The organism is Acidovorax sp. 94 (assembly GCF_003634645.1).
GTDB lineage: Bacteria > Pseudomonadota > Gammaproteobacteria > Burkholderiales > Burkholderiaceae_C > Acidovorax > Acidovorax facilis.
Window position 1 is genome coordinate 938,200 of record NZ_RBJA01000001.1, and the last position, 21,089, is coordinate 959,288.

Below are 21,089 nucleotides of genomic sequence, written 5' to 3' on the forward strand. Positions count from 1 at the left end.
GGGAATGTGGCGTTCCACCCGAAATGGAAGAGAGCCTGAAATATGTCTCTAGCGCTAATCGAATAAGCGCTGGTAGCTATTGAATCTGTAGCATTTGACTGCGGCGAGCGCCTCAGATGGGGCACATCAATGCGAGTGGCGGGGCACAGCAGCCCCCCGGCAGCCGACCAAGAAGTCAAAGTCGCAACCATCGTCCGCCTGCAGTACGTGGTCCACATACAGCCGCTGGTAGCCGCCGCGTCCCCCGTTGTCCGTGCCAGCCAATGCGGCCAGGCGTGTGGCCAGTTCCTCGTCGCTGATGTCCAGGTGCAGGCGGCCGTTCTCGCAGTCCAGCTCGATGAAGTCGCCATCGCGCACGGCAGCCAGCGGGCCACCGGCTGCCGCCTCGGGCGCCACGTGCAGCACCACGGTGCCGTAGGCGGTGCCGCTCATGCGGGCGTCGGAGATGCGCACCATGTCCTTCACGCCCTGGCGCAGCAGCTTGGGCGGCAGGCCCATGTTGCCCACCTCGGCCATGCCGGGGTAGCCCTTGGGGCCGCAGTTCTTGAGCACCATCACGCAGCTGGCGTCGATGTCCAGGTTTTCATCGACGATGCGCTCCTTGTAGTGCTCCAGGTTCTCGAACACCACGGCGCGGCCCCGGTGCTTGAGCAGTTCGGGCGAGGCGGCGGAGGGCTTGAGCACCGCGCCACGCGGCGCCAGGTTGCCGCGCAATATGCAGATGCCACCGTCGGCAATCAGCGGGTTGCTGATCGGGCGGATCACCTCGTCGTTGTATTGGGGCGCTTCGCGCACGTTGTCCCACAGGCTCTTGCCGTTGACGGTGAGGGCGTTGGGGTGGGGCAGCAGGCCGTTCTCGCCCAGGCGGCGCAGCACGGCGGGCAGGCCGCCCGCGTAGTAGAACTCTTCCATCAGGAAGCGGCCCGAGGGCTGCAGGTCCACCAGCGTGGGCGTGCCACGGCCAATGTGCGTCCAGTCCTCCAGGTCCAGCTGCACGCCGATGCGGCCCGCGATGGCCTTCAGGTGGATGACCGCGTTGGTCGAACCGCCGATGGCGGCGTTGGTGCGGATGGCGTTCTCGAAGGCTTCGCGCGTGAGAATTTTGGAGAGCGTGAGCCCTTCGTGCGCCATCTCCACAATGCGCTTGCCCGACATGTGGGCCAGCACATAGCGGCGCGAGTCCACGGCCGGGATGGCTGCGTTGTGCGGGAGCGATGTGCCCAGCGACTCGGCCATGCAGGCCATGGTGCTGGCCGTGCCCATGGTGTTGCAGGTGCCGGCAGAGCGTGACATGCCGGCCTCGGCCGCGAAGAACTGGTGTTCGTTGATCTCGCCCGCCTTCAGTGACTCGTGCAGGCGCCACACGGCCGTGCCCGAGCCGATGTCCTTGCCGTCGAGCTTGCCGTTGAGCATGGGCCCGCCCGTGACCACGATGGCCGGTACGTCGCAACTGGCTGCGCCCATCAGCAGCGCGGGTGTCGTCTTGTCGCAGCCCACCAGCAGCACCACGGCGTCGATGGGGTTGCCGCGAATGGCTTCTTCCACGTCCATGCTGGCCAGGTTGCGCGTGAGCATGGCCGTGGGGCGCAGGTTGGATTCGCCGTTGGAGAACACCGGGAACTCCACCGGGAAGCCGCCCGCCTCGTAGATGCCGCGTTTCACATGCTCGGCAATCTTGCGAAAGTGAGCATTGCACGGGGTCAGCTCGGACCAGGTGTTGCAGATGCCGATCACAGGGCGGCCGTCGAACGCATGGTCGGGGATGCCCTGGTTCTTCATCCAGCTGCGGTACATGAAGCCGTTTTTGTCGGCCGTGCCGAACCATTCGGCGGAGCGGAGTTTGCGCTTGGGGGTGGTCATGGTGGGGTGCGAGAGAAAGAGGAAAAATGAAGACTCAACGGGCCTTGCCCGAGCGGCGCGAAAGCAGCCGCTGCAGCAGGCAGAAAGCGAACAGCAGCACACCAACGACGATGCGCGTCCACCAGGAGCTGAGCGTGCCGTCGAAGGAAATCAGGGTCTGGATGATTCCGAGCATGAGCACGCCAAACAGCGTGCCCGCCACATAGCCCACGCCACCCGTGAGTAGCGTTCCGCCAATGACCACGGCGGCAATCGCGTCCAGCTCCATGCCCACGGCATGCAGGCCGTAGCCCGACAGCATGTAGAACGTGAACACCACGCCCGCCAGCGCCGAGCAAAAGCCCGAGAGCGTGTAAACGCCAATGAGCGTGCGGCGCACTGGCAGGCCCATGAGCACAGCCGAGTGCTCGCTGCCGCCCACCGCATACACGCTGCGGCCAAACGGCGTGCAGTGCGCCACAAACAGGGCCACCAGCAGCACGGCAATGGCAATGAGCGCGCCGAGTGACAGCGATGCGCCCTCCCACAGCGGCAGGCGCCACTGGGCCAGCTCCGAATAGCCTTCGTGTGTGATGCTGATGGAATCGATGCTGATGAGGTAGCACAGCCCCCGCGCCAGGAACATGCCTGCCAGCGTGACGATGAAAGGCTGCAGCCGAAAGCGCTCGATGAGGAAACCCATGAACGCGCCAAACGCCGTGCCCATCAGCAGCACCAGCGGGATGGCGACCATGGGGTTCCAGCCCCGGTGTTCCACCAGCGCGGCCAGCACCATGGTGGTCAGCGCCACCACCGATCCCACCGAGAGGTCGATGCCGCCCGACAGGATCACGAATGTCATGCCCACCGCCACGATGATGAGGAAGGCGTTGTCGATCAGCAGGTTGAGGAACACCTGGGCTGAGAAGAACCCGGTGTACAGCACCGAGCCCAGCGTGGCCATGGCCATGAACAGCGAGATGGTGGCAGCCAGTGGCAGGTACTTGGGGTTGAACCGCGCGCGCTCGGCGGTGGTCTGTGGGGCCGGGTGGTTCACGGTGCCGAAGCCTGCGGTCTTGGGTACGGCGCTCATTGCAAAGCTCCCGCGCCGGGGCGGCGTGCCAGGGCGCCCACTTGCGCCCGGAACTCGGGCGACTGCAGCAGCATGACTATGAACACCACCACGGCCTTCACCACCAGGTTGATCTCGGGCGGCACGCCCAGCGAGTAGATGGCGTAGGTCAGCGTCTGGATGATGAGCGCGCCAATCACGCTGCCCACCAGGCTGAAGCGGCCGCCGGTGAGGGCGGTGCCACCCAGCGTGACGGCCAGGATGGCGTCCAGCTCCAGCAGCTGCCCGGCGTTGTTGCCATCCGCACTCTTCACGTTGGAGCTGATGAGCAGCCCCGCAATGCCCGCGCAGACGCCGCAGAACACATAGGCCGCCACGATGAGCCGCCCCGCCTGCACACCCGCCACCCGCGCCGCCGTGGGGTTGATGCCCACTGCCTGGATGAACAGGCCCAGCGCCGTGCGCGTGATGGCGAGGTACAGCACCACGAAGACTGCGGCCACTACGAACACAGAGAACGGCAGCCCTGCCAGGTACCCGCCGCCCATGAAGAAGTAGGGCGTGTAGTAGATGGTGATGATCTGCCCGTCGGTGATGAGCTGGGCAATGCCCCGGCCTGCCACCATCAGGATCAGCGTGGCGATGATGGGTTGCATGCCCACCTTTGCGACGAGCACGCCGTTCCACAAGCCGCACAGCAGTGCGATGCCGATGGCGCCCAGGATGGCGATTGGGAGTGGGAACCGGCTTTCAGTGCCCGACACCGAGCCGCCGATCAGCCACGCGGCCACTGCCGCTGCAATGGCCACCGTCGCACCCACCGAGATGTCGATACCCCGAGTGGCGATCACCAGCGTCATGCCCAGCGACACCAGCACCAGAGGTGCGGCGCGGTTCAGTATGTCGATGAGGCTGCCGTACAGGTGCCCATCGCGCCACTCAATGCGCAGAAAGCTGGCGTTGAAGGCCGTATTGACAGCCAGCAACAGCAGCAGCGTGAAGATGGGCCACGCTAGGCGGTGGCGCAGCAGCGCGGCCAAAAGGGAAGGAGAGGGGGAACGTTCAAGCATGTTCTGCGGCGATGAGTTCGTAGACGGCGTCTTCGCTGCTGCCTGCGGGCAGCTCACCCACCTTGCGGCGGTCGCGGAGCACCACGATGCGGTGCGCCACGCGCACCACCTCGCTCATTTCGGAAGAGATGAACAGCACGGCCATGCCGGCCTGGGCCAGGCGCAGGATCTGGTCCATGATTTCCTGCTTGGCGGCCACGTCGATGCCGCGTGTGGGTTCGTCCAGGATCAATAGGCGCGGCTCGATGGCCATCCAGCGCGCGAGGATCGCCTTTTGCTGGTTGCCGCCCGAGAGCAGGCCGATGGGCTTGTCCACCGTCTCGGTCTTGATACCCAGCAGCTTCACATAGCGCTCGGCCAGCGCCGTCTGCTCGGCGCGCGAGAGGAACTTGCCCACGCCCATGCGGGCCTGCAGCGCCAGCGCAATGTTCTCGCGCACCGACAGCTCGGCCACGATGCCGTCGGTCTTGCGCTCTTCGGGGCACAGGGCCAGGCCATGGCGGATCGCATCCATGGGGTTGGCAAACTTCACCACCAGCCCGTCGATGCGCAGCGCGCCCCGGTCGGGCTGCTCCAGGCCAAACAGCAGACGCGCCAGCTCGGTGCGGCCCGAGCCCAGCAGCCCCGCCAGGCCCACTACCTCGCCGGCACGGATCTGCAGGTCCAGCGGCTGCAGTTGCGTGTCTTGCCCCAGGCCCTCGGTTTGCAGCAGCGTGGCTTGACGGCTGTCCACGGTGGGCGCTGGTGCGGGTTGCTCCGACGCTGCGGCCAGGTCGCGGCCCAGCATGGCGGCGATCAGCGCCTGTGGCCCCAGGTCTTTGGCCAGCCACTCGCCGACCCAGCTACCGTTGCGCAGCACGGTGATGCGGTCGGACACGGCATACACCTGGTTCAGGAAATGCGTCACAAAGACGATGGACAGCCCCTCGCTGCGCAGGCGCCGCAGCACCTCAAAGAGCTTTTGCACCTCGTCGTCGTCCAGGCTGGAGGTGGGCTCATCCAGGATCAACACGCGCGATTCGATGCTCAGCGCCCGGGCAATCGCCACCAGCTGTTGCACGGCCACCGGGTAGTCCGACAGCAGGCGCGTCACGTCGATCTGCAGACCGATGCGCGCCACCAGATCGCGGGCGCGCTGGTGCAGCGTGGCCCAGTCGATGCGAAAACCCTGCGCGATGCCGCAGCGCGGGTAGCGGCCCGCAAAGATGTTCTCGGCCACCGAGAGGTTGGGGCAGAGGTTGACCTCCTGGTACACCGTGCTGATGCCCAGGCGCTGCGCGGCCAGCGGTGAGTCGGGCCACACGGCTTCTCCACCCAGCCGCATCTGCCCGCCGCTGGCTTCCAGCACGCCCGTCAGCACCTTGATCAGCGTGGACTTGCCCGCACCGTTTTGCCCCATGAGCGCATGGATCTCGCCAGGGTAGAGGTTGAGCTGCACGTCGCGCAGCACGGGGATGCCCGCAAACTGTTTGTGGATGCCCGAAAGCTGCAGCACAGGCGCGGCAGCGGGGGCGTGAACGGTGGATGCGTCCATGGAAACCGTCATGCCTTGTTCTTGTTGTAGACATCCACGAGCACGGCTGCCAGCAGCACGACGCCCTTGATGACCTGCTGGTAGTCGATGCCGATGCCCAGGATGGACATGCCGTTGTTCATCACGCCCATCACAAACGCGCCGATGACAGCCCCCATCACCTTGCCCACGCCGCCCGAGGCTGAGGCGCCGCCGATGAAGCAGGCCGCAATCACGTCCAGCTCAAAACCCAGGCCCGCCTTGGGCGTGGCGGTGTTGAGCCGCGCCGCAAAAACCAGCCCGGCCAGGGCGGCCAGCACGCCCATGTTGATGAAGGCATACAGCGTGAGCCGCTCGGTCTTGATGCCCGAGAGCTTGGCCGCCTTCTCGTTGCCGCCCATGGCGTAGATGCGGCGGCCGATGGTCGTGCGGCTGGTAACAAAGTCGAACAGCACGATCAGCAGCGCCATCACGATGAGTACGTTGGGCAGACCCTTGTATGAGGCCAGGAGGTAGCTGAAGTACACCAGCAGCCCGCCAAAAACGATGGTGCGGGCGATGAACAGACCCGCAGGCTCTGTCTGCACGCCGTGGCGCAGGCGGTTGGCGCGCTGGCGCAGGCCACCCACGGCCAGGGCTGCGGCCACTGCGGCGCCCAGCAGCAGCGAGGTGAGGCGCAGCCCTTCCACACTGAACAGGTCGGGGATAAAGCCCGAGCTGAGCATCTGGAACGCCGAAGGGAACGGACCCACCGACTGCCCCGCCAACAGCGCCAGCGCCAGGCCCTTGAACACCAGCATGCCCGCCAACGTGACGATGAACGAGGGGATGCGCGAGAAGGCCACAAACCCGCCTTGAATGGCGCCGATGAGCCCGCCGCACAGCAGGCACACCAGCGTGGCAGGCACGAAGTGCCAGTTGTATTCGACCATCAGCACCGCAGCCAGTGCGCCGATGAAGCCACACACCGAGCCCACCGACAGGTCGATGTGCCCGGCCACGATGACAAGCAGCATGCCCAGCGCCATGATGACGATGTAGCTGTTCTGCAGCACCAGGTTGGTCAAGTTCAAGGGCTGCATCAGCGTGCCCTCGGTCATGTACTGGAAGAAGCCCATGATGGCCACCAGCGTGATCAACATGCCGTATTCGCGCAGGTTGTGCTGCAGGTGGTGCAGCAGCGACTTGTCGTGCCGCGCCGCTGCCGTGGTGCTGCCGTCGGCCAGCGTGCTGGCGGGGGGATGGGTGGTCTGGCTCATTTCGGTCATCAGTTCAATGCGTTGTGCGGTTCATCAGGCGCTGAAAAGGGGCGCTGCAGCTACGCGCGGCCGCCGTGCAAGGGCCGCCCCGCCGCACGGGCGGCGTCCCCCTTGGGGGGGATGGCGCGAAGCGCCTCAGGGGGGGCACTCACGATGGCTCGCATGATCTTTTCTTGCGAGGCATCTGAAGTTGGCATCTCGGCCACAAAGCGGCCTTCGTTCATCACATAGATGCGGTCCGTGATGCCCAGCAGCTCGGGCATTTCTGAGGAGATCACGATCACGCATTTGCCCTCGGCCGCCAGCTGGGCGATGAGGGTGTAGATCTCGTACTTGGCGCCCACGTCGATGCCGCGCGTGGGCTCGTCGAGGATGAGCACTTCGGGGCTGGTGAACAGCCATTTGCTCAGCACCACTTTTTGCTGGTTGCCCCCCGACAGGTTCAATGTCTTCTGGTCCACGCCTGAGCAGCGGATGCGCAGCTTCTCGCGGTAGTCCTGTGCCACGCGGTGTTCCTGACCGCTGTCGATCACGCTGGCGAACGACACGCCCGGCAGGTTGGCCAGCGAGGTGTTGAACTGGATGTCTTCGTTCAGCACCAGGCCATTGCCCTTGCGGTCTTCGGTCACATAGGCCAGGCCGTGGCGCACGGCCTTTTCCACCGTGCTCACGTCGATGGGTTGGCCGTGCAGCCGCACTTCGCCGCTGATGCGCTGGCCCCAGGAGCGGCCGAAGATGCTCATGGCCAGCTCGGTGCGGCCTGCGCCCATCAGGCCCGCAATGCCCACTATCTCGCCGCGCCGCACATTCAGGTCGATCCCCTTGAGGTGCTCGCGGTCGCTGCGCTGCGGGTGGTGGGCGCGCCAGTTGCGCACCTCAAAAACAATGTCACCCACTTGCGGCTGGCGCTGGGGGTAGCGGTCGCTCATCTCGCGGCCCACCATGGCCTGGATCACGCGGTCTTCGCTCACCGGGTCTTCGCGACAGTCCAGCATCTGCACGGTGCTGCCGTCGCGCAGCACGGTGATCGAGTCGGCTACGCGCGAGATTTCGTTGAGCTTGTGCGAGATCAGGATGCAGGTAATGCCCTGGGCTTTCAGCTCCAGCAGCAGGTCCAGCAGGGCCTGGCTGTCGTTTTCGTTCAGGCTGGCGGTGGGCTCGTCCAGGATCAGCAGGCGCACCTTGCGTGACAGCGCCTTGGCAATTTCCACCAGCTGCTGCTTGCCCACACCCAACTGGCCCACCGGTGTGTCGGGCGACTCGCGCAGGCCCACCTTGTGCAGCAGCGCCTGGGCGCGGCTGTGTGCGGCCATCCAGTCGATGACGCCGTGCCGCGCGGTTTCGTTGCCGAGGAAGATGTTCTCGGCAATCGACAGCAGCGGCACCAGCGCCAGCTCCTGGTGAATGATGATGATGCCCAGGTGCTCGCTGTCGCGGATGCCCGCAAATTCGCGCTCCTGCCCGTCGAACAGGATCTGGCCGCTGTAGCTGCCGTGTGGGTACACACCCGACAGCACCTTCATCAGAGTGGATTTGCCCGCCCCGTTTTCGCCGACGATGGCATGGATCTCCCCGGCCTGCACCTGCAGGTTGACCTGGTTCAGCGCCACCACGCCAGGGAAGGTTTTGCGGATGTTCCGCATTTCAAGAAGCATTGCTCGGGCTCGTTGGGGAAATATGGGTATGTCCTCTGGAATCTCAGAGGGGAGGGGGCAGGAGCATCGATCAGCGCTCCTAAGCCCCTCCACACGTTGCACTTAGCGGCTCACAAAAATCAGCGAAGCGGTTCTGGCTAGGCGCTGCGTCGCAGGCAGTACGGTCAGTACGACAAGACGCAGCAACAACGCCAGAAGAGTTTTTTGAGCCGCGCCCCGCTCACTTGATCTGGGACTCTTTGTAGTACCCACTGCCGACCAGCACCGTGTTCCAGTTGGATACGTCCACCGACACGGGCTTGAGCAGGTACGAGGGCACCACCTTCACGCCGTTGTTGTAGGTCTTGGTGTCGTTGATCTCGGGCTGCTTGCCTGTCAGCACGGCGTCCACCATGTTGGCGGCCACCTTGGCCAGCTCGCGGGTGTCCTTGAACACGGTGGAAGACTGCTCACCCTTGAGGATGGACTTGATGGAAGGCACCTCAGCGTCTTGGCCGCTGACCACAGGGCAGGGCTGCTGGGCGGTGCAGTAGCCCACGCCCTTGAGGGAGGACAGGATGCCGATGGAGATGCCGTCATAGGGCGACAGCACCGCATGCACTTTGTCCTTGCCGTAGTAGGCCGACAGCAGGTTGTCCATGCGCGCCTGGGCCACCGAGCCATCCCAGCGCAGCGTGCCCACCTTGTTCATGCCGGTCTGCTTGCTGCGCACCACAAGCTTGCCGCTGTCGATGTAGGGCTGCAGCACGCTCATCGCGCCGTCGTAGAAGAAGAAGGCGTTGTTGTCGTCGGGCGAGCCGCCGAACAGTTCAATGTTGAACGGGCCCTTGCCTTGCTTGAGGCCCAGCTTGTCCACGATGGACGTGGCCTGCAGCACGCCGACCTGGAAGTTGTCGAACGTGGCGTAGTAGTCCACGTTCTTCGATCCCTTGATGAGGCGGTCGTACGCGATGACTTTCACGCCCTTGTCTGCCGCGCTTTGCAGCACGCGCGACAGCGTGGTGCCGTCAATCGACGCGATCACCAGCACCTTGGCGCCCTTGGTGATCATGTTCTCGATCTGCGCCAACTGGTTGGGGATGTCGTCTTCGGCGTACTGCAGGTCGGTCTTGTAGCCCCGGTCCTTGAGGACCTTGACCATGTTGTCGCCATCGGCAATCCAGCGCGCTGAGGACTTGGTGGGCATCGAGATGCCGATGGTGCCCTTGTCCTGGGCCGATGCCACGGACGTGGCTCCGATGGCAGCCAGTGCCACGGTGGCCAACACGGCCTTGAAAATTGCACGCTTCATTTGAGTCTGTCTCCTGGTGTTGTTCTAAATTTAGGTAGCTTGGAGGCCGTATGAAACTGGCGCAATCTAGTACCAGTGCCACCGCGCAAGAGCCGCCCCGCCGCGCTGGTGGCGTCCCCCTTGGGGGAAGACGCCGCAGGCGGCTCAGGGGGCAATGGATCAATACTTCCTGTTCGGGAATTCCTTGGCCGCCACTTCCATCGGGAAGATCCCTTCTTCCGTCACGATGCGCTTGGGTACCGCTTTGCCAGCCTTGATGTCTTTGACTGCGGCCATGAGTTGCGGGCCCAGCAGGGGGCTGCATTCCACGCTCACGTTGAGCTTGCCGGCGATCATGGCTTCGAAGGCGCCCTTCACTGCGTCGATGGAGATGATCACGATGTCCTTGGCGGGCTTCATGCCGGCTTCTTCGATGGCCTGGATGGCGCCAATCGCCATGTCGTCGTTGTGCGCGTACAGCACGTTGATCTTCTTGCCCTCGGCCTTCAGGAAGGCTTCCATCACTTCCTTGCCCTTGGCGCGGGTGAAGTCACCGGTCTGGCTGCGGATGATCTTGAACTTGGGGTCGGCCTTGATGATTTCCTCAAAGCCCTTCTTGCGGTCGATGGCAGGGGCGGAGCCCACGGTGCCTTGCAGCTCGACGATGTTGACCTCGCCCTTCTGGTCCTTCATCTTCTCCACCAGCCAGCGGCCGGCCTTGCGGCCTTCTTCCACAAAGTCCGAGCCCATGAAGGTCACATACAGCGACGTGTCCTTGGTGTTCACCGCGCGGTCGGTCAGCACCACGGGGATCTTGGCGGCCTTGGCCTCGCGCAGCACGGGCTCCCAGCCGGACTCGACCACGGGCGAGAACGCAATCACGTCCACCTTCTGCGCGATGAACGAGCGGATGGCCTTGATCTGGTTCTCCTGCTTTTGCTGCGCGTCCGAGAATTTCAGCTCGATGCCTGCTTCTTTGGCGGCGGACTTGATCGACTCGGTATTGGCGGTGCGCCATTCGCTCTCGGCCCCCACCTGGCTGAAGCCCAGCACCAGGGGCTTTTGCGCCCAGGCGGCGCCGGGCAGCAAGGCGGCCACGGGCACGCTGGCCAAGGCGGCAGCAACGGTGCGGCGGTTCATTTTCATCATCTTGTCTCCTGTCTGTAATGGTTGGTTGACGACGGTTGCGGGATGGAAAAGCAGCGATGCGATGAAGGATGGTTCAGAAGGTGGGAAGGAATCCAGCGTGCCAGAGCAGGTTGCCAAAACGCTTCCGCTCTAGGCGCAAAGCGCAGTCATAGCTCGGGCTATGGCGAGCATTTGCAACGATGAGCGGGAGTGTTTTGGCGACATGAGCGGGCATGTTGGGTTCCTTCCCACCTTCTTAGGCCAGCATGTAGCCCGTCTTGACCGTGGTGTAGAACTCAGCGGCGTAGCGCCCCTGCTCACGGGCGCCGTAGCTCGATTCCTTGCGGCCGCCAAAGGGCACATGGAAGTCCACACCCGCCGTGGGCAGGTTCACCATGGTCATGCCCACTGCGGCGTGGCGCTTGAAGTGCATGGCGCGCTTGAGCGACGTGGTGCAGATGCCCGCACACAGGCCAAAGGGCGTGTCGTTGGCCAAGGCCAGTGCGTGCTCGTAGTCGTCAGCCCGCAGCACGCAGGCAACGGGGCCAAAGATTTCCTCGCGCGCCACGCGGTGCTCGGGGCGCGCCAGGAAGAGGGCGGGGCTCATGTAATGGCCTGGGGTGGGGCACTCCAGGCGCTCGCCACCCCAGACATGCTCCGCTCCCTCATTGCGCGCGATGTCGATGTAGCCCAGGTTCTGTGCCAGCTGGTTGTCATCCACCACCGGGCCCATCTCGGTGCCGCGCTCCAGCGCGTGGCCCACCTTCAGGCTGGCCAGCCGGTTGCGCAGGCGCGCCACAAAGGCGTCGTGCACCTCGGCCTCCACAATGAGGCGGCTCGACGCCGTGCAGCGCTGGCCGGTGGAGAAATACGAGCCCTGCAGCGCGCAGTCCACCGCCTGGTCCAGGTCGGCGTCGGCCAGCACGATGAGCGGGTTCTTGCCGCCCATCTCCAGCTGCACCTTGGCGCGGCGCTGGCTGGCGGCGCGCAGGATGCGGTCGCCCGTGGCGACCGATCCGGTAAAGCTCAGCGCGTTGATCAGCGGGTGGTCCACCAGCGTCTGGCCCACCTCGCGGCCGCTGCCCATGACCAGGTTGAAGGCGCCGGCGGGCAGGCCGCTGCGGCTGATGATCTCGGCCAGCGCCCAACCACAGGCGGGCACCAGCTCGGCGGGCTTGAACACCACGGTGTTGCCGTAGGCCAGCGCCGGGGCGATCTTCCAGGCCGGGATGGCGAACGGGAAGTTCCACGGCGCGATGATGCCCACCACGCCCACGGGCTCGCGGGTCACATCCACCTGCACGCCCTGGCGCACAGAGGCCAGCAGCTCGCCCTGAATGCGCAGCGCCTCGCCCGCAAAAAACTTGAAGATCTGCCCGCTGCGCGCCACCTCGGCCACGCCTTCAGGCAGCGTCTTGCCTTCTTCACGCGCCAGCAGCGCACCCAGCTCGTCCTTGCGTGCCAGCAGCTCGCTGCCGATCATGTCCAGCACGTCGGCGCGGCGTTGGGGGGTGCTTTGGCTCCAGGTGGGCAGGGCATCGGCCGCCGCGCGCACGGCCAGCTCGGTCTGGTTGCGGTCGGCGCGGGCGTATTCGGCCACCACCTCGCGGGTATCCGACGGATTGGTGCTGATGCCGGTGGTGGTGCCGATTTCCCACCGGCCGTTGATCAGGTGCCGGGGGCTGAGCTGGAGGTCGCCGAGCTTCATGGAGAGAGGCCTTTGTTGCAGTTGCGGCGAAGTCTATGGAAGGTTTAGATATCAATCCAATCGTTTTTTAGACAAAATACATATCGTTCTTTGCATTCTGGAAAACCCCTCCCTTTTCCCGTCGTCCCCTCCATGAGCACCTACAACCACTGGTTCATCCGCGCCCGCCTCAAGACACGTCAACTGCTGCTGCTGGTGGCCCTAGCCGAAGAAGGCAACATTCACCGCGCCGCCCAGGTGCTCAGCATGACGCAGCCGGCCGCCTCCAAGCTGCTCAAGGACCTGGAGGATGTGCTGGAGGTGTCGCTGTTTGACCGCCTGCCGCGCGGCATGCGCCCCACCTGGTATGGCGAAACCATGATTCGCCACGCCCGCATGGCCCTGGCCAACCTGAACCAGGCGCACGACGAGATCGGTGCGCTCAAGCGCGGGCACTACGGCCAGGTGGGCATCGGCGCCATCACCTCACCCGGCCTGAGCCTGTTGCCCGCCGCCGTGGCGCTGGTCAAGCAGGAGCACCCCAGCCTGCGCATTTCGCTGGACATCGAAACCAGCCCCGTGCTGCTGGAGCGGCTGGAGCAGGGCAAGCTCGACATCGTGGTGGGCCGCCTCTACGAGGAGCACGACAAGGAGAACCTGCGCTATGAGTCGCTGACGGAGGAGCTGGTCTGCGCCATGACGCGCCCGGGCCACCCGCTGTCGAGCATGACCGGGTTGACGCTGCGCGACGTGGTGTCGGCCAGCTGGATCGTGCCGCCGGCGGGCAGTGTGTTGCGCCACCGGTTTGACCTGATGTTCCAGCAGGACGGGCTGGCGCCGCCGCTGCACACGGTGGAGACATCGGCGCTGTTGTTCATCACGCGCATGCTGCAGCAGAGCGACATGATTGCGGTGGTGGCGGAGGATGTGGCGCGCTATTACGCGGCGCATGGGATCGTGACGGTGTTGCCGCTGGCGATGCCGTGCCATATGGATGCGTTCGGAATCATTACGCGGTCGGACCGGCTGTTGTCGCCGGCGGCGAAGGTGATGATGAAGGCGTTGAAGCAGACGAGTCTGGTGCAGTATGGGAGGCGGTTGGAGGTGGGGGATTGATTTTTTGGATGAAATTGGCTGCTAGCGCTTGTGAGGTAAGCGCTGGCAGCTATTGTTTTTGTAGTTTTAGGCCTCCTGTCCGTTCGGGCTGAGCCTGTCGAAGCCGGGGCGTGCTGTTTTGGGAGGCATGCTTGGGTTGAGGGCGGAGGCCGGGAGTCGCCCGGCGTGCGAGTAACTTTCTTTCGCGTCGCCGAAAGAAAGTCACCAAAGAAAGGGCGACCCTGCTGTCTGCGACCCCTTCGCTGCGCTACGGGGCAACCTGGGGTGCTCGGTCACGGGGTGCACCGCAGAACTCGCTGCGCGCCTGCGGCGCTCCGCTCGGACAACTGCGGTGAGTCAGTTCACGAAGCATGCGCGCTCCGACGCGCATGCCACCCCGCGCCCTGCGCGCCCCAGGCGCATCCAGAAGGGAACCCGCGAGTCGGACATCCACACGGGCCATTGCTGCGCTCGGCCCTATCTCGCGGGCGCAAGCGCCTCGCGCAGCGCAGGCTGGGCCGAGCGCAGCAATGGCCCGTGTGGCTGTTTGGATGTTCGGCTGCCCACCCCCTGCTGGCTGCGCCTGCGGCGGGGCGGTTGTGGGGTGGCACGCGCGTCGGAGCGCGCGTGCTTCGTGAACTGAATCGCCGTGGTTGTCCGAGCGGCGCTGCGCAGCAGCAAAGCGAGTTCCACGGCGCACCCCGCAACCGCCCCGCCGCAGGTTTGCCCCTTCGCACAGCGAAGGGGTCGCAGACTGGGGGTCGCCCTTTCTTTGGTGACTTTCTTTCGGCGACGCGAAAGAAAGTTACTCGCACGCCGGGCGACTCCCGGCCTCCGCCCTCAATCCAAGCATGCCGCTCAAATCAGAGAACGAGCTTGCCCCAGCTTCGACAGACTCAGCCCGAACAGATGGTTCTCATCAGAACTGCAAAAACAATAGCTACCAGCGCTTAATGGATAAGCGCCAGAGCCCAAAAAAACTTCAAAAAATCAAACCCACCCCGCATCCACCTTGAACTCCTGCGCCGTACACATCGCCGCATCATCCGACGCCAAAAACAACACCATCCGCGCAATGTCATGCGGCCGCAGCTTGTCTGGCAAACACTGGTTGCGCGCCAATTCCTTCTCGCCCTCGGCATCCAGCCACAGCTTGATCTGCCGCTCCGTCATCACCCACCCCGGCGACACCGTGTTGATGCGGATCCGGTCCTGCCCCAGCGTCTTGGCCAGCCCGCGCGTGAGGCCGTTCACCGACGACTTGGCAATGGCATAGCAGGGGTAGCCCGTGCCCTTGCCCTGCCAGCCCGTGGAGCCCAGGTTGATCACCGAGCCCGCGCCCAGCCTGCGCATGCCAGGCACCACGGCCTGGATGGCGAAGAAGGCGGGGCGCTCGTTGATGGCCATGCGCTCGTCGTAGTACGCGGGCGTTACGGATTCGAGCGTGTGCCGGTCATCGCTGGCCACGTTGTTCACCAGCACCGCAAAGTCGCTGCCCAGCTCGGCCGCCGCTTCGGCCACACAGGCCTGCAGGGCGTTCACATCGCGCACATCGCACACACGCCACCAGGGGCGGGGCAGGCCTGCGTCGGCAATGTGTTGGGCCAGGGCTTCGCTCGCGTTGCGGGCCACATCCACAAACGCCACGCGGGCACCTTGCTCGGCAAACGCCGCAACGATGGCAGCACCAATGCCGCTGCCGCCGCCCGTCACAAACACGGCACGGCCTTGCAGGCTGGGGAATTTCGCCAGGCCCTGGGGGGCGCCGGTGGCATCGGTCGAGGAAGAGGAGGGGGTAAAAACCTTTGACATATAAATATTGCAATCAATCAATTGAAAAAAATTTCATTTCAAGCATCAATTGGCGTTGATAAGATGCCGTTCGTCAAGTGCCTGGCGGCAGGCCGATACAAAAAAAGACCGGAGACACGCATGCGCCCCTTGCTGGATACCCCCTTCTCTTCGCCCGAGGGCGCTGCCCGTTCCGCGCCCATCACCGGCGCCGTGCGCTGCGTGATCGCACTGGGCAACGCGCTGGGCGAAGGCGTGCTCTGGTCGGTGCGCGAGCAGGCCGTGTACTGGGTGGACATCCTTGGTCGCGAGCTGCACCGCTGGGACCCGGCCACCGGCGGCCACCAGCGCTGGACGTTTGACGAAGAGATCTCCGCCATCGCCGAACGCGCGCATGCCCCCGGCTTCATCGTCACGCTGCGCCGGGGTTTTGCGCTGTTCGACCCGGCCACCGACATGGCCCCGCGCTACCTGCACCAGCCCGAACCCGACCGCGCGGGCAACCGCTTCAACGACGGCAAGTGCGATGCACAAGGGCGCTTCTGGGCGGGCTCCATGGACTTTGCGTGCGAGGCGCCCACGGGCGCGCTCTACCGCTATGACCCCGACGGCAGTTGCACCCGCCACGACGACGGCTTTGCCGTGACCAACGGCCCCACCTGGTCTGGCACGGGGCAGGGCGCGGCCATGTTTTTCAACGCCACCATCGAAGGCAACACCTACCGCTACGACAGCAATCTGGCCGCAGGCACCGTGTCCAACAGAACGTTGTGGAAGCATTGGCTGCCCGATGACGGCCTGCCCGATGGCATGACCACCGACGCGCAGGGCCGCCTGTGGATTGCACACTGGGGCGGCTGGTGCGTGACCTGCCACGACCCGGTAACCGCCGTCGAACTGGGCCGCGTGCGCTTGCCAGTCAGCCAGGTCACCACCTGCGCGTTTGGCGGCGCAGACCTGCGCACGCTGTTCATCAGCTCTGCGCGGGTAGGTCTCACGCCCGAGCAGCTGGCTGCCGAGCCGCTGGCCGGGGCGCTGTTTGCGGTGGACACCGACAGCCTGGGCCTGCCCGCCCATCCATTTGGCGGCTGAGAGCGGCTCACAAAACCCTTCTGGCGTCGTTGCCGCGTCTTGTCGTACTACGCGTACTGCCTGCGACTCGGCGCCTGGCCAGAACCGCTGCGCGGGGTTTTGTTGTCCGCTCCAAGCACTGAACGCAGCCCCGCACGCTCCGCCAACCCGCAATCACTGTCAGCACCCTAAAGAAAGCACAACGCCCATGACCGAGGCCACATCCTCCCACCCCATCGTTTGGCTGCACCAAGCGGGGCAGCACCTGGGCCTGGTGCCCACACTGGGCGGCAGCGTGGCAGCCTGGCAGATCGACGACCCGCAAGAGGCTGGCGCACGCATCGACCTGTGGCGCCCGTGGGACGGCGCCACGCCCGACCTGTACCAGCTCGCGTCGTTTGCCATGGTGCCCTGGTCCAACCGCATCAGCGGCGGCGGGTTTGAGCATGCGGGCCAGTTCCACCCCATGCGCCCCAACCGCGTGGGCGAGCCGTACCCTATTCACGGCGATGGCTGGCTGCAGCCCTGGCAACTTACCCAGCCCGCGCCAGACACGCTGCAGATGCAGCTGCGCTCCGAGCGCTTTGACGACAACCCCTACGAGTACGAATGTGTACAGACCTTCCGCCTGGTGGACGGCGGCCTGGACCAGTCGGTGCAAGTGCGGCACCTGGGCGCGCAGCCGCTGCCCTACGGCCTGGGCCTGCACCCCTGGTTTCCGCGCACGCCCGGCACGCGCATCACGGCGCCGGTGCAGGGCGTGTGGCTGTGTGGCGATGACCCTCTGCCCACACAGCACACGCAGCACTTCCCGCCCGGCTGGGACTTGAACAGCGGCGCTCCCGCCAATGGCGGCCTGATCGACAACGCCTACACCGGCTGGGGCGGCACGGCCCAGATCGACTGGCCCGAGCGGGGCCTGCGCTTGACCGCCCAGATGCCGGACTTTGCGCAAGACGGCGGTACCGACCAGCACTACTGCCTGATCTACCGACCGCCACAGGGCCCAGCATTCTGCTTTGAGCCCATCACACAACCCATCGACGCCTTCCATCAGCCCGGGCAGCCCGGCCTGCGCACGCTGGCGCAGGGGGAGTCGATGGCGCTGCGTGTGCAGTGGCGCTACAGCAGCGGCGTGAGTGAGATGGATGCGGGGCAGTAGATTTTGATTGAAATTGGCCCTAGCGCTTAATGGTTATCGGTTGTTTGCTATCGAAATAATAGTTTTTAGACACGACTGACTCCGCGGGCTGTCTGCACCTAACTGGCCGTGCGTGCACCCCGTGCCGATTTCGCCTTGGCCTTCGCACCCCCGGCATTCAGGGCGACCGCTGCGCGGATCAGCGCCTTGAAGGCCTCCGCGTCCACGGTGTCCCCTTCGTGGATGTCTATGGCACGCCGCGCGTTACCGTCCAGACTGGCGTTGAAGAGCTTCGCCGGGTCTGGTAGCGATGCTCCCTTCAGAAAGGTCAGTTTTACCGCTGCAGTTCGGAGCCTGTTGACGGCCTCACAGGGGTCGCGCAGCGGTCTTTGCGGGATGGGGTGCAAGGCGCGGTGCGCAGCCAATAGCTTGGCTATTGGCAAGCGCCGCAACGCCGCAGACCGCCCGCAAAGACCGCTGCCCGAAGGGTTGGAGCGAAATCGGGCGATTGGACGCCCCGGCTGCTTGCATGGGCATGAGCCCATGCGGCGCATCCGAAGCATCCACTCATCCCGATTGCGCTCCAACGCGATCCCCTGTGAGGCCGTCAACAGGCTCCAAGACTCGCCCGTGCACAGAATCCCGCCCAGCGACCACACGGGCGTGCCGTTCCACTTCCATTCCTCCAACACCTCGGGCGCCGCTTCATGGATCAGCTGCCGCATGCGGCCCAGTGCTTGCCCGCGCCAGTCGTTCAGGTCGGTGATGTGCTGGTCGATCAGCACCGACGCGGGCGGGCCTTCGGGGGGGGGGTTGCAGTGCTCATGGGGTCTCCTGGTCAGTCAAGGTTGCAAGCCCCGCCTGCAACCGGTGCAGATTCCGCGCAGCGGCCGGGTAGCACCTGAGGGGTCAGAACGTTGGTGATGAAGCGTGATTTTTCCTCACGGTAGCGCTCCATGCCAAAGGGCGCAAAACGCTGCTTGAGCTGGTTGTACTGCTCCACCAGGCACGGGTCTGCACGCAAGGCATCGCGAAAGTGCAGAAAGAACTCAAACTCCGATCCTTTGGCCACCACCTGCAATGCCACGTGCGTGTCTGTGCGTGGCGACAGCAGCATGCACAGCTCTGGCGTGCGCAAGGTGTCCTTTTTGGCCACGTAGCCTGCGCCCTGCAGCACCTGAACGGCCCGCGCGTGCTCTTGCGCAGTCACCAGCACGCAAATGTCCAGATCGCCTTTGGACACTGCACCAGGTATGGCCGACGCACCAATGTGTTCCGCCTGCGCATGGGGTAGGAGCCGGGCGATCTCTTGCACTACGGACAGATATACGGCACCAGCGGCTCCCTGGTACTCAGAGGGTTCCAACAACTTCATGGGTCAAGATGATGCCAGTCTGGTGGGGGCAGCGGCCCCTGGAAGAGCCTGGTTCAGGACGCTCGGGCTGTTGCTCTCGACCACGTCCACGCGTCGGCCGACCGTCCCGCGCAGAGGTTGTGATAATTTGCAACTCTCCAACCGCCACCCCAACCACTCCGCAGGGACGATTGACCAATGAAGAACACCCAACCTGGAAGCGCTGGTCCGTTTGCACCACTGGCCATGCTGATGCTGCTGTCAACGCTGCCCTTTGCCGCGTCGGCTCAAACGATCTCCAGCGGCGCCCCTGCCGTGGCCAACGTGCCGGTGGACAGCCCCTTGGCGCTGGGCGCCTTGCTGGTGGCTGTTGCGCTGGCCGGGTGGTGGTCGCTGCGCCGCAGTCACGGCGTGCGGCGTGTGGCTTCGCTGCTGCTGGTGGCCGCAGTGGTGGGCCTGGCGGGGCAGGGGTCGGGTTTGATGGCGCAGGTTGTCAGTGCCTTCACCCAACCTGCGGGCGAGACACTGCCCATTACCGTCAGCCCCATCACGGCGGGTGGCTTCACGGGCTTTCAGCCTGCGGACTTCAGCAACAACTCCGGCGCTGCGCTGCGAATTGCCGCCATCGACCCGCCCGACCTGGCCCAGTGTTTTGCCACCAACCCGGCCAACACCTTGCTGCCCCCCGGGCCTCCCACGCCATCGCCCCATCCCGCCTGCGGCGTAGGGGCCATGCTGGCCAATGGTGCCACCTGCCGGGTGGATGTCGAGGCCATCTGCCGCAGCCTCTACGTCTCGGGCGCCACGCTGACCGCCATCAGCCCCACCTCTGGCACTGCATTGGGTGGGGTCGGCGTCACGCTGACCGGCACCGGGCTTACCGGCGCCACCAGCGTCACGTTTGACGGTGTGCCCGCTACCTCGGTCAACGTGGTCAACGCCACCACCATCACGGCGGTCACGCCAGCGCATGCAGCGGGTGCCGTCAATGTGGCGGTTTTCACCCCGGCCGGGGCCGCTCAGCTGGCAAATGGCTATACCTACCTCACTGCCGCTGCGTTGACCAGCATAAGCCCCAGTTCTGGCACCGAATTGGGCGGGACCTCGGTGACGCTGACCGGAGCCGAGCTGACCGGTGCCACCAGTGTCACCTTTGGCGGTGTGCCTGCAACGTCTTTCACCGTGAACAGTGCTACCTCGATCACGGCCGTCACGCCTGCGCACGCAGTGGGTGCTGTGGACGTGGTGGTTACCACTCCGGCCGGGGCTGCCTCGCTGGTCAATGGCTATACCTACCTCACCGCAGTCGTGCCAAGCACCGTGACCGCCATCAGCCCCTCCTCTGGCACCGCATCGGGCGGGGTGGGCGTCACGCTGACCGGTACCGGGCTCACCGGCGCCACCAGCGTCACGTTTGATGGTGTGCCCGCCACCTCTGTCAACGTGGTCAACGCCACCACCATCACGGCCGTCACGCCAGCGCATGCAGCGGGCGTGGTGGACGTGGTGGTCACCACACCCTCCGGGGCGGCCCAGCTGACCAACGGCTATATCTACCTGGCCACCGCTGTGGGGCAAAGCAGCGGGGGAGGGGTGATCGCGGTGCTGGACGGCGGGTTGAGCAACCTGATTGCGGCCACGGCAGACAACAGCACCGGCATTGACTGGGGTGGTATGGGCGTCGCTGTAGGAGCCAGTGCCCAAAGCAATACCGACGGTGCCGGCAACACCGCAACTATCGAAGCGATTCTCGGCGCGGGTGTGTATGCCGCGCAGATGTGCAGCGCTTACGAGGTCGATTCACAAGGCAATACACCCTGCCAGGTGGGCAACACTTGCTACAACGACTGGTTCTTGCCCGCCCGCAACCAGTTGGCTTCGCTGTTCATCAACAGGGCGGCCGTAGGTGGATTTGCCAACGGTACGTATTGGAGCTCTACGGAATCCCCAGACGTACTCAGGTTCAATGCGTGGGGCTATGAATTCTCTGGCGGCGGCGGCATTTCCGCAGAAGTCAGGTCGATGTCCCTGCGGGCACGCTGCGTGCGTGCCTTTACGCCATGAAGGCCAGTGTCGAATGCACCGCTGGCGCGCTGGCCCGGAGGGCAGGGCGCAGCCGCAGAGTGAAATTTCTAAGTGAAATA

Annotated in this window: 16 protein-coding genes; 4 read left to right on the forward strand and 12 right to left on the reverse strand. The window is 64.9% G+C overall.

Features of this window, described 5'->3' with window-relative positions; genetic code table 11:
* Nucleotides 1-126: 126 nt before the first annotated feature.
* The 9 genes from C8C94_RS04465 to C8C94_RS04505 all read right to left on the reverse strand — a co-directional run bounded on the left by C8C94_RS04465 (nucleotide 127) and on the right by C8C94_RS04505 (nucleotide 12,514).
* Nucleotides 127-1,860, reverse strand: coding sequence for an IlvD/Edd family dehydratase (locus C8C94_RS04465; RefSeq protein WP_121419866.1), 1,734 nt, complete (start codon nucleotides 1,858-1,860; stop codon nucleotides 127-129).
* A 34-nt stretch (nucleotides 1,861-1,894) separates the two neighbouring features.
* The gene (gene yjfF, locus C8C94_RS04470) at nucleotides 1,895-2,932 is read right to left on the reverse strand and encodes a galactofuranose ABC transporter, permease protein YjfF (RefSeq protein ID WP_121419867.1); all 1,038 of its coding nucleotides are present in this window, start codon (nucleotides 2,930-2,932) and stop codon (nucleotides 1,895-1,897) included.
* Nucleotides 2,929-3,981, reverse strand: coding sequence for an ABC transporter permease (locus C8C94_RS04475; protein WP_121419868.1), 1,053 nt, complete (start codon nucleotides 3,979-3,981; stop codon nucleotides 2,929-2,931). Before C8C94_RS04475 ends, yjfF begins: the two co-directional genes overlap by 4 nt.
* A complete protein-coding gene (locus C8C94_RS04480; protein WP_233573391.1) occupies nucleotides 3,974-5,527 on the reverse strand; it encodes a sugar ABC transporter ATP-binding protein in 1,554 nt (517 codons plus the stop codon). The genes C8C94_RS04475 and C8C94_RS04480 overlap by 8 nt, the downstream gene beginning before the upstream one ends.
* Nucleotides 5,524-6,753: a multiple monosaccharide ABC transporter permease gene (gene mmsB, locus C8C94_RS04485; protein ID WP_121422696.1), complete on the reverse strand. Its 1,230-nt coding sequence runs from the start codon at nucleotides 6,751-6,753 to the stop codon at nucleotides 5,524-5,526. Before mmsB ends, C8C94_RS04480 begins: the two co-directional genes overlap by 4 nt.
* Before the next feature lie 59 nt (nucleotides 6,754-6,812).
* Nucleotides 6,813-8,408, reverse strand: a complete 1,596-nt coding sequence (mmsA, locus tag C8C94_RS04490) for a multiple monosaccharide ABC transporter ATP-binding protein (protein WP_121419870.1) — start codon at nucleotides 8,406-8,408, stop codon at nucleotides 6,813-6,815.
* A 220-nt stretch (nucleotides 8,409-8,628) separates the two neighbouring features.
* Nucleotides 8,629-9,699: a multiple monosaccharide ABC transporter substrate-binding protein gene (chvE, locus tag C8C94_RS04495; protein ID WP_121419871.1), complete on the reverse strand. Its 1,071-nt coding sequence runs from the start codon at nucleotides 9,697-9,699 to the stop codon at nucleotides 8,629-8,631.
* 159 nt (nucleotides 9,700-9,858) lie between these two features.
* On the reverse strand, nucleotides 9,859-10,824 hold the full coding sequence (locus C8C94_RS04500; protein WP_121422697.1) for an ABC transporter substrate-binding protein: 966 nt from the start codon (nucleotides 10,822-10,824) through the stop codon (nucleotides 9,859-9,861).
* A 238-nt stretch (nucleotides 10,825-11,062) separates the two neighbouring features.
* Nucleotides 11,063-12,514, reverse strand: a complete 1,452-nt coding sequence (locus C8C94_RS04505; protein WP_121419872.1) for an aldehyde dehydrogenase family protein — start codon at nucleotides 12,512-12,514, stop codon at nucleotides 11,063-11,065.
* A gap of 132 nt (nucleotides 12,515-12,646) precedes the next feature.
* On the opposite strand from C8C94_RS04505, the gene C8C94_RS04510 reads away from it, so the two are divergent.
* On the forward strand, nucleotides 12,647-13,609 hold the full coding sequence (locus C8C94_RS04510) for a LysR substrate-binding domain-containing protein (protein ID WP_108497702.1): 963 nt from the start codon (nucleotides 12,647-12,649) through the stop codon (nucleotides 13,607-13,609).
* Between the two features lie 969 nt (nucleotides 13,610-14,578).
* On the opposite strand, the gene C8C94_RS04515 is transcribed toward C8C94_RS04510, so the two are convergent.
* A complete protein-coding gene (locus C8C94_RS04515; protein WP_121419873.1) occupies nucleotides 14,579-15,400 on the reverse strand; it encodes an SDR family NAD(P)-dependent oxidoreductase in 822 nt (273 codons plus the stop codon).
* A 120-nt stretch (nucleotides 15,401-15,520) separates the two neighbouring features.
* Between C8C94_RS04515 and C8C94_RS04520 the strand changes: the two genes are divergently transcribed.
* Entirely contained in the window at nucleotides 15,521-16,471 is a 951-nt protein-coding gene (locus C8C94_RS04520) for an SMP-30/gluconolactonase/LRE family protein (RefSeq protein ID WP_121422698.1), read from the forward strand.
* Between the two features lie 187 nt (nucleotides 16,472-16,658).
* Nucleotides 16,659-17,612 (forward strand): aldose 1-epimerase, encoded by a 954-nt coding sequence (locus C8C94_RS04525; RefSeq protein ID WP_121419874.1) that lies wholly within the window; start codon nucleotides 16,659-16,661, stop codon nucleotides 17,610-17,612.
* A 98-nt stretch (nucleotides 17,613-17,710) separates the two neighbouring features.
* On the opposite strand, the gene C8C94_RS04530 is transcribed toward C8C94_RS04525, so the two are convergent.
* Together C8C94_RS04530 and C8C94_RS04535 are read right to left on the reverse strand one after the other, a co-directional pair.
* Entirely contained in the window at nucleotides 17,711-18,376 is a 666-nt protein-coding gene (locus tag C8C94_RS04530) for a DUF1801 domain-containing protein (RefSeq protein WP_255424225.1), read from the reverse strand.
* A gap of 53 nt (nucleotides 18,377-18,429) precedes the next feature.
* Nucleotides 18,430-18,966, reverse strand: coding sequence for a GrpB family protein (locus C8C94_RS04535; RefSeq protein WP_121419876.1), 537 nt, complete (start codon nucleotides 18,964-18,966; stop codon nucleotides 18,430-18,432).
* Nucleotides 18,967-19,143: 177 nt separating this feature from the next.
* Here C8C94_RS04535 and C8C94_RS04540 point away from each other — a divergent pair, with 177 nt between their 5' ends.
* Nucleotides 19,144-21,009, forward strand: a complete 1,866-nt coding sequence (locus C8C94_RS04540; RefSeq protein WP_121419877.1) for a midcut-by-XrtH protein — start codon at nucleotides 19,144-19,146, stop codon at nucleotides 21,007-21,009.
* Nucleotides 21,010-21,089: the final 80 nt, after the last annotated feature.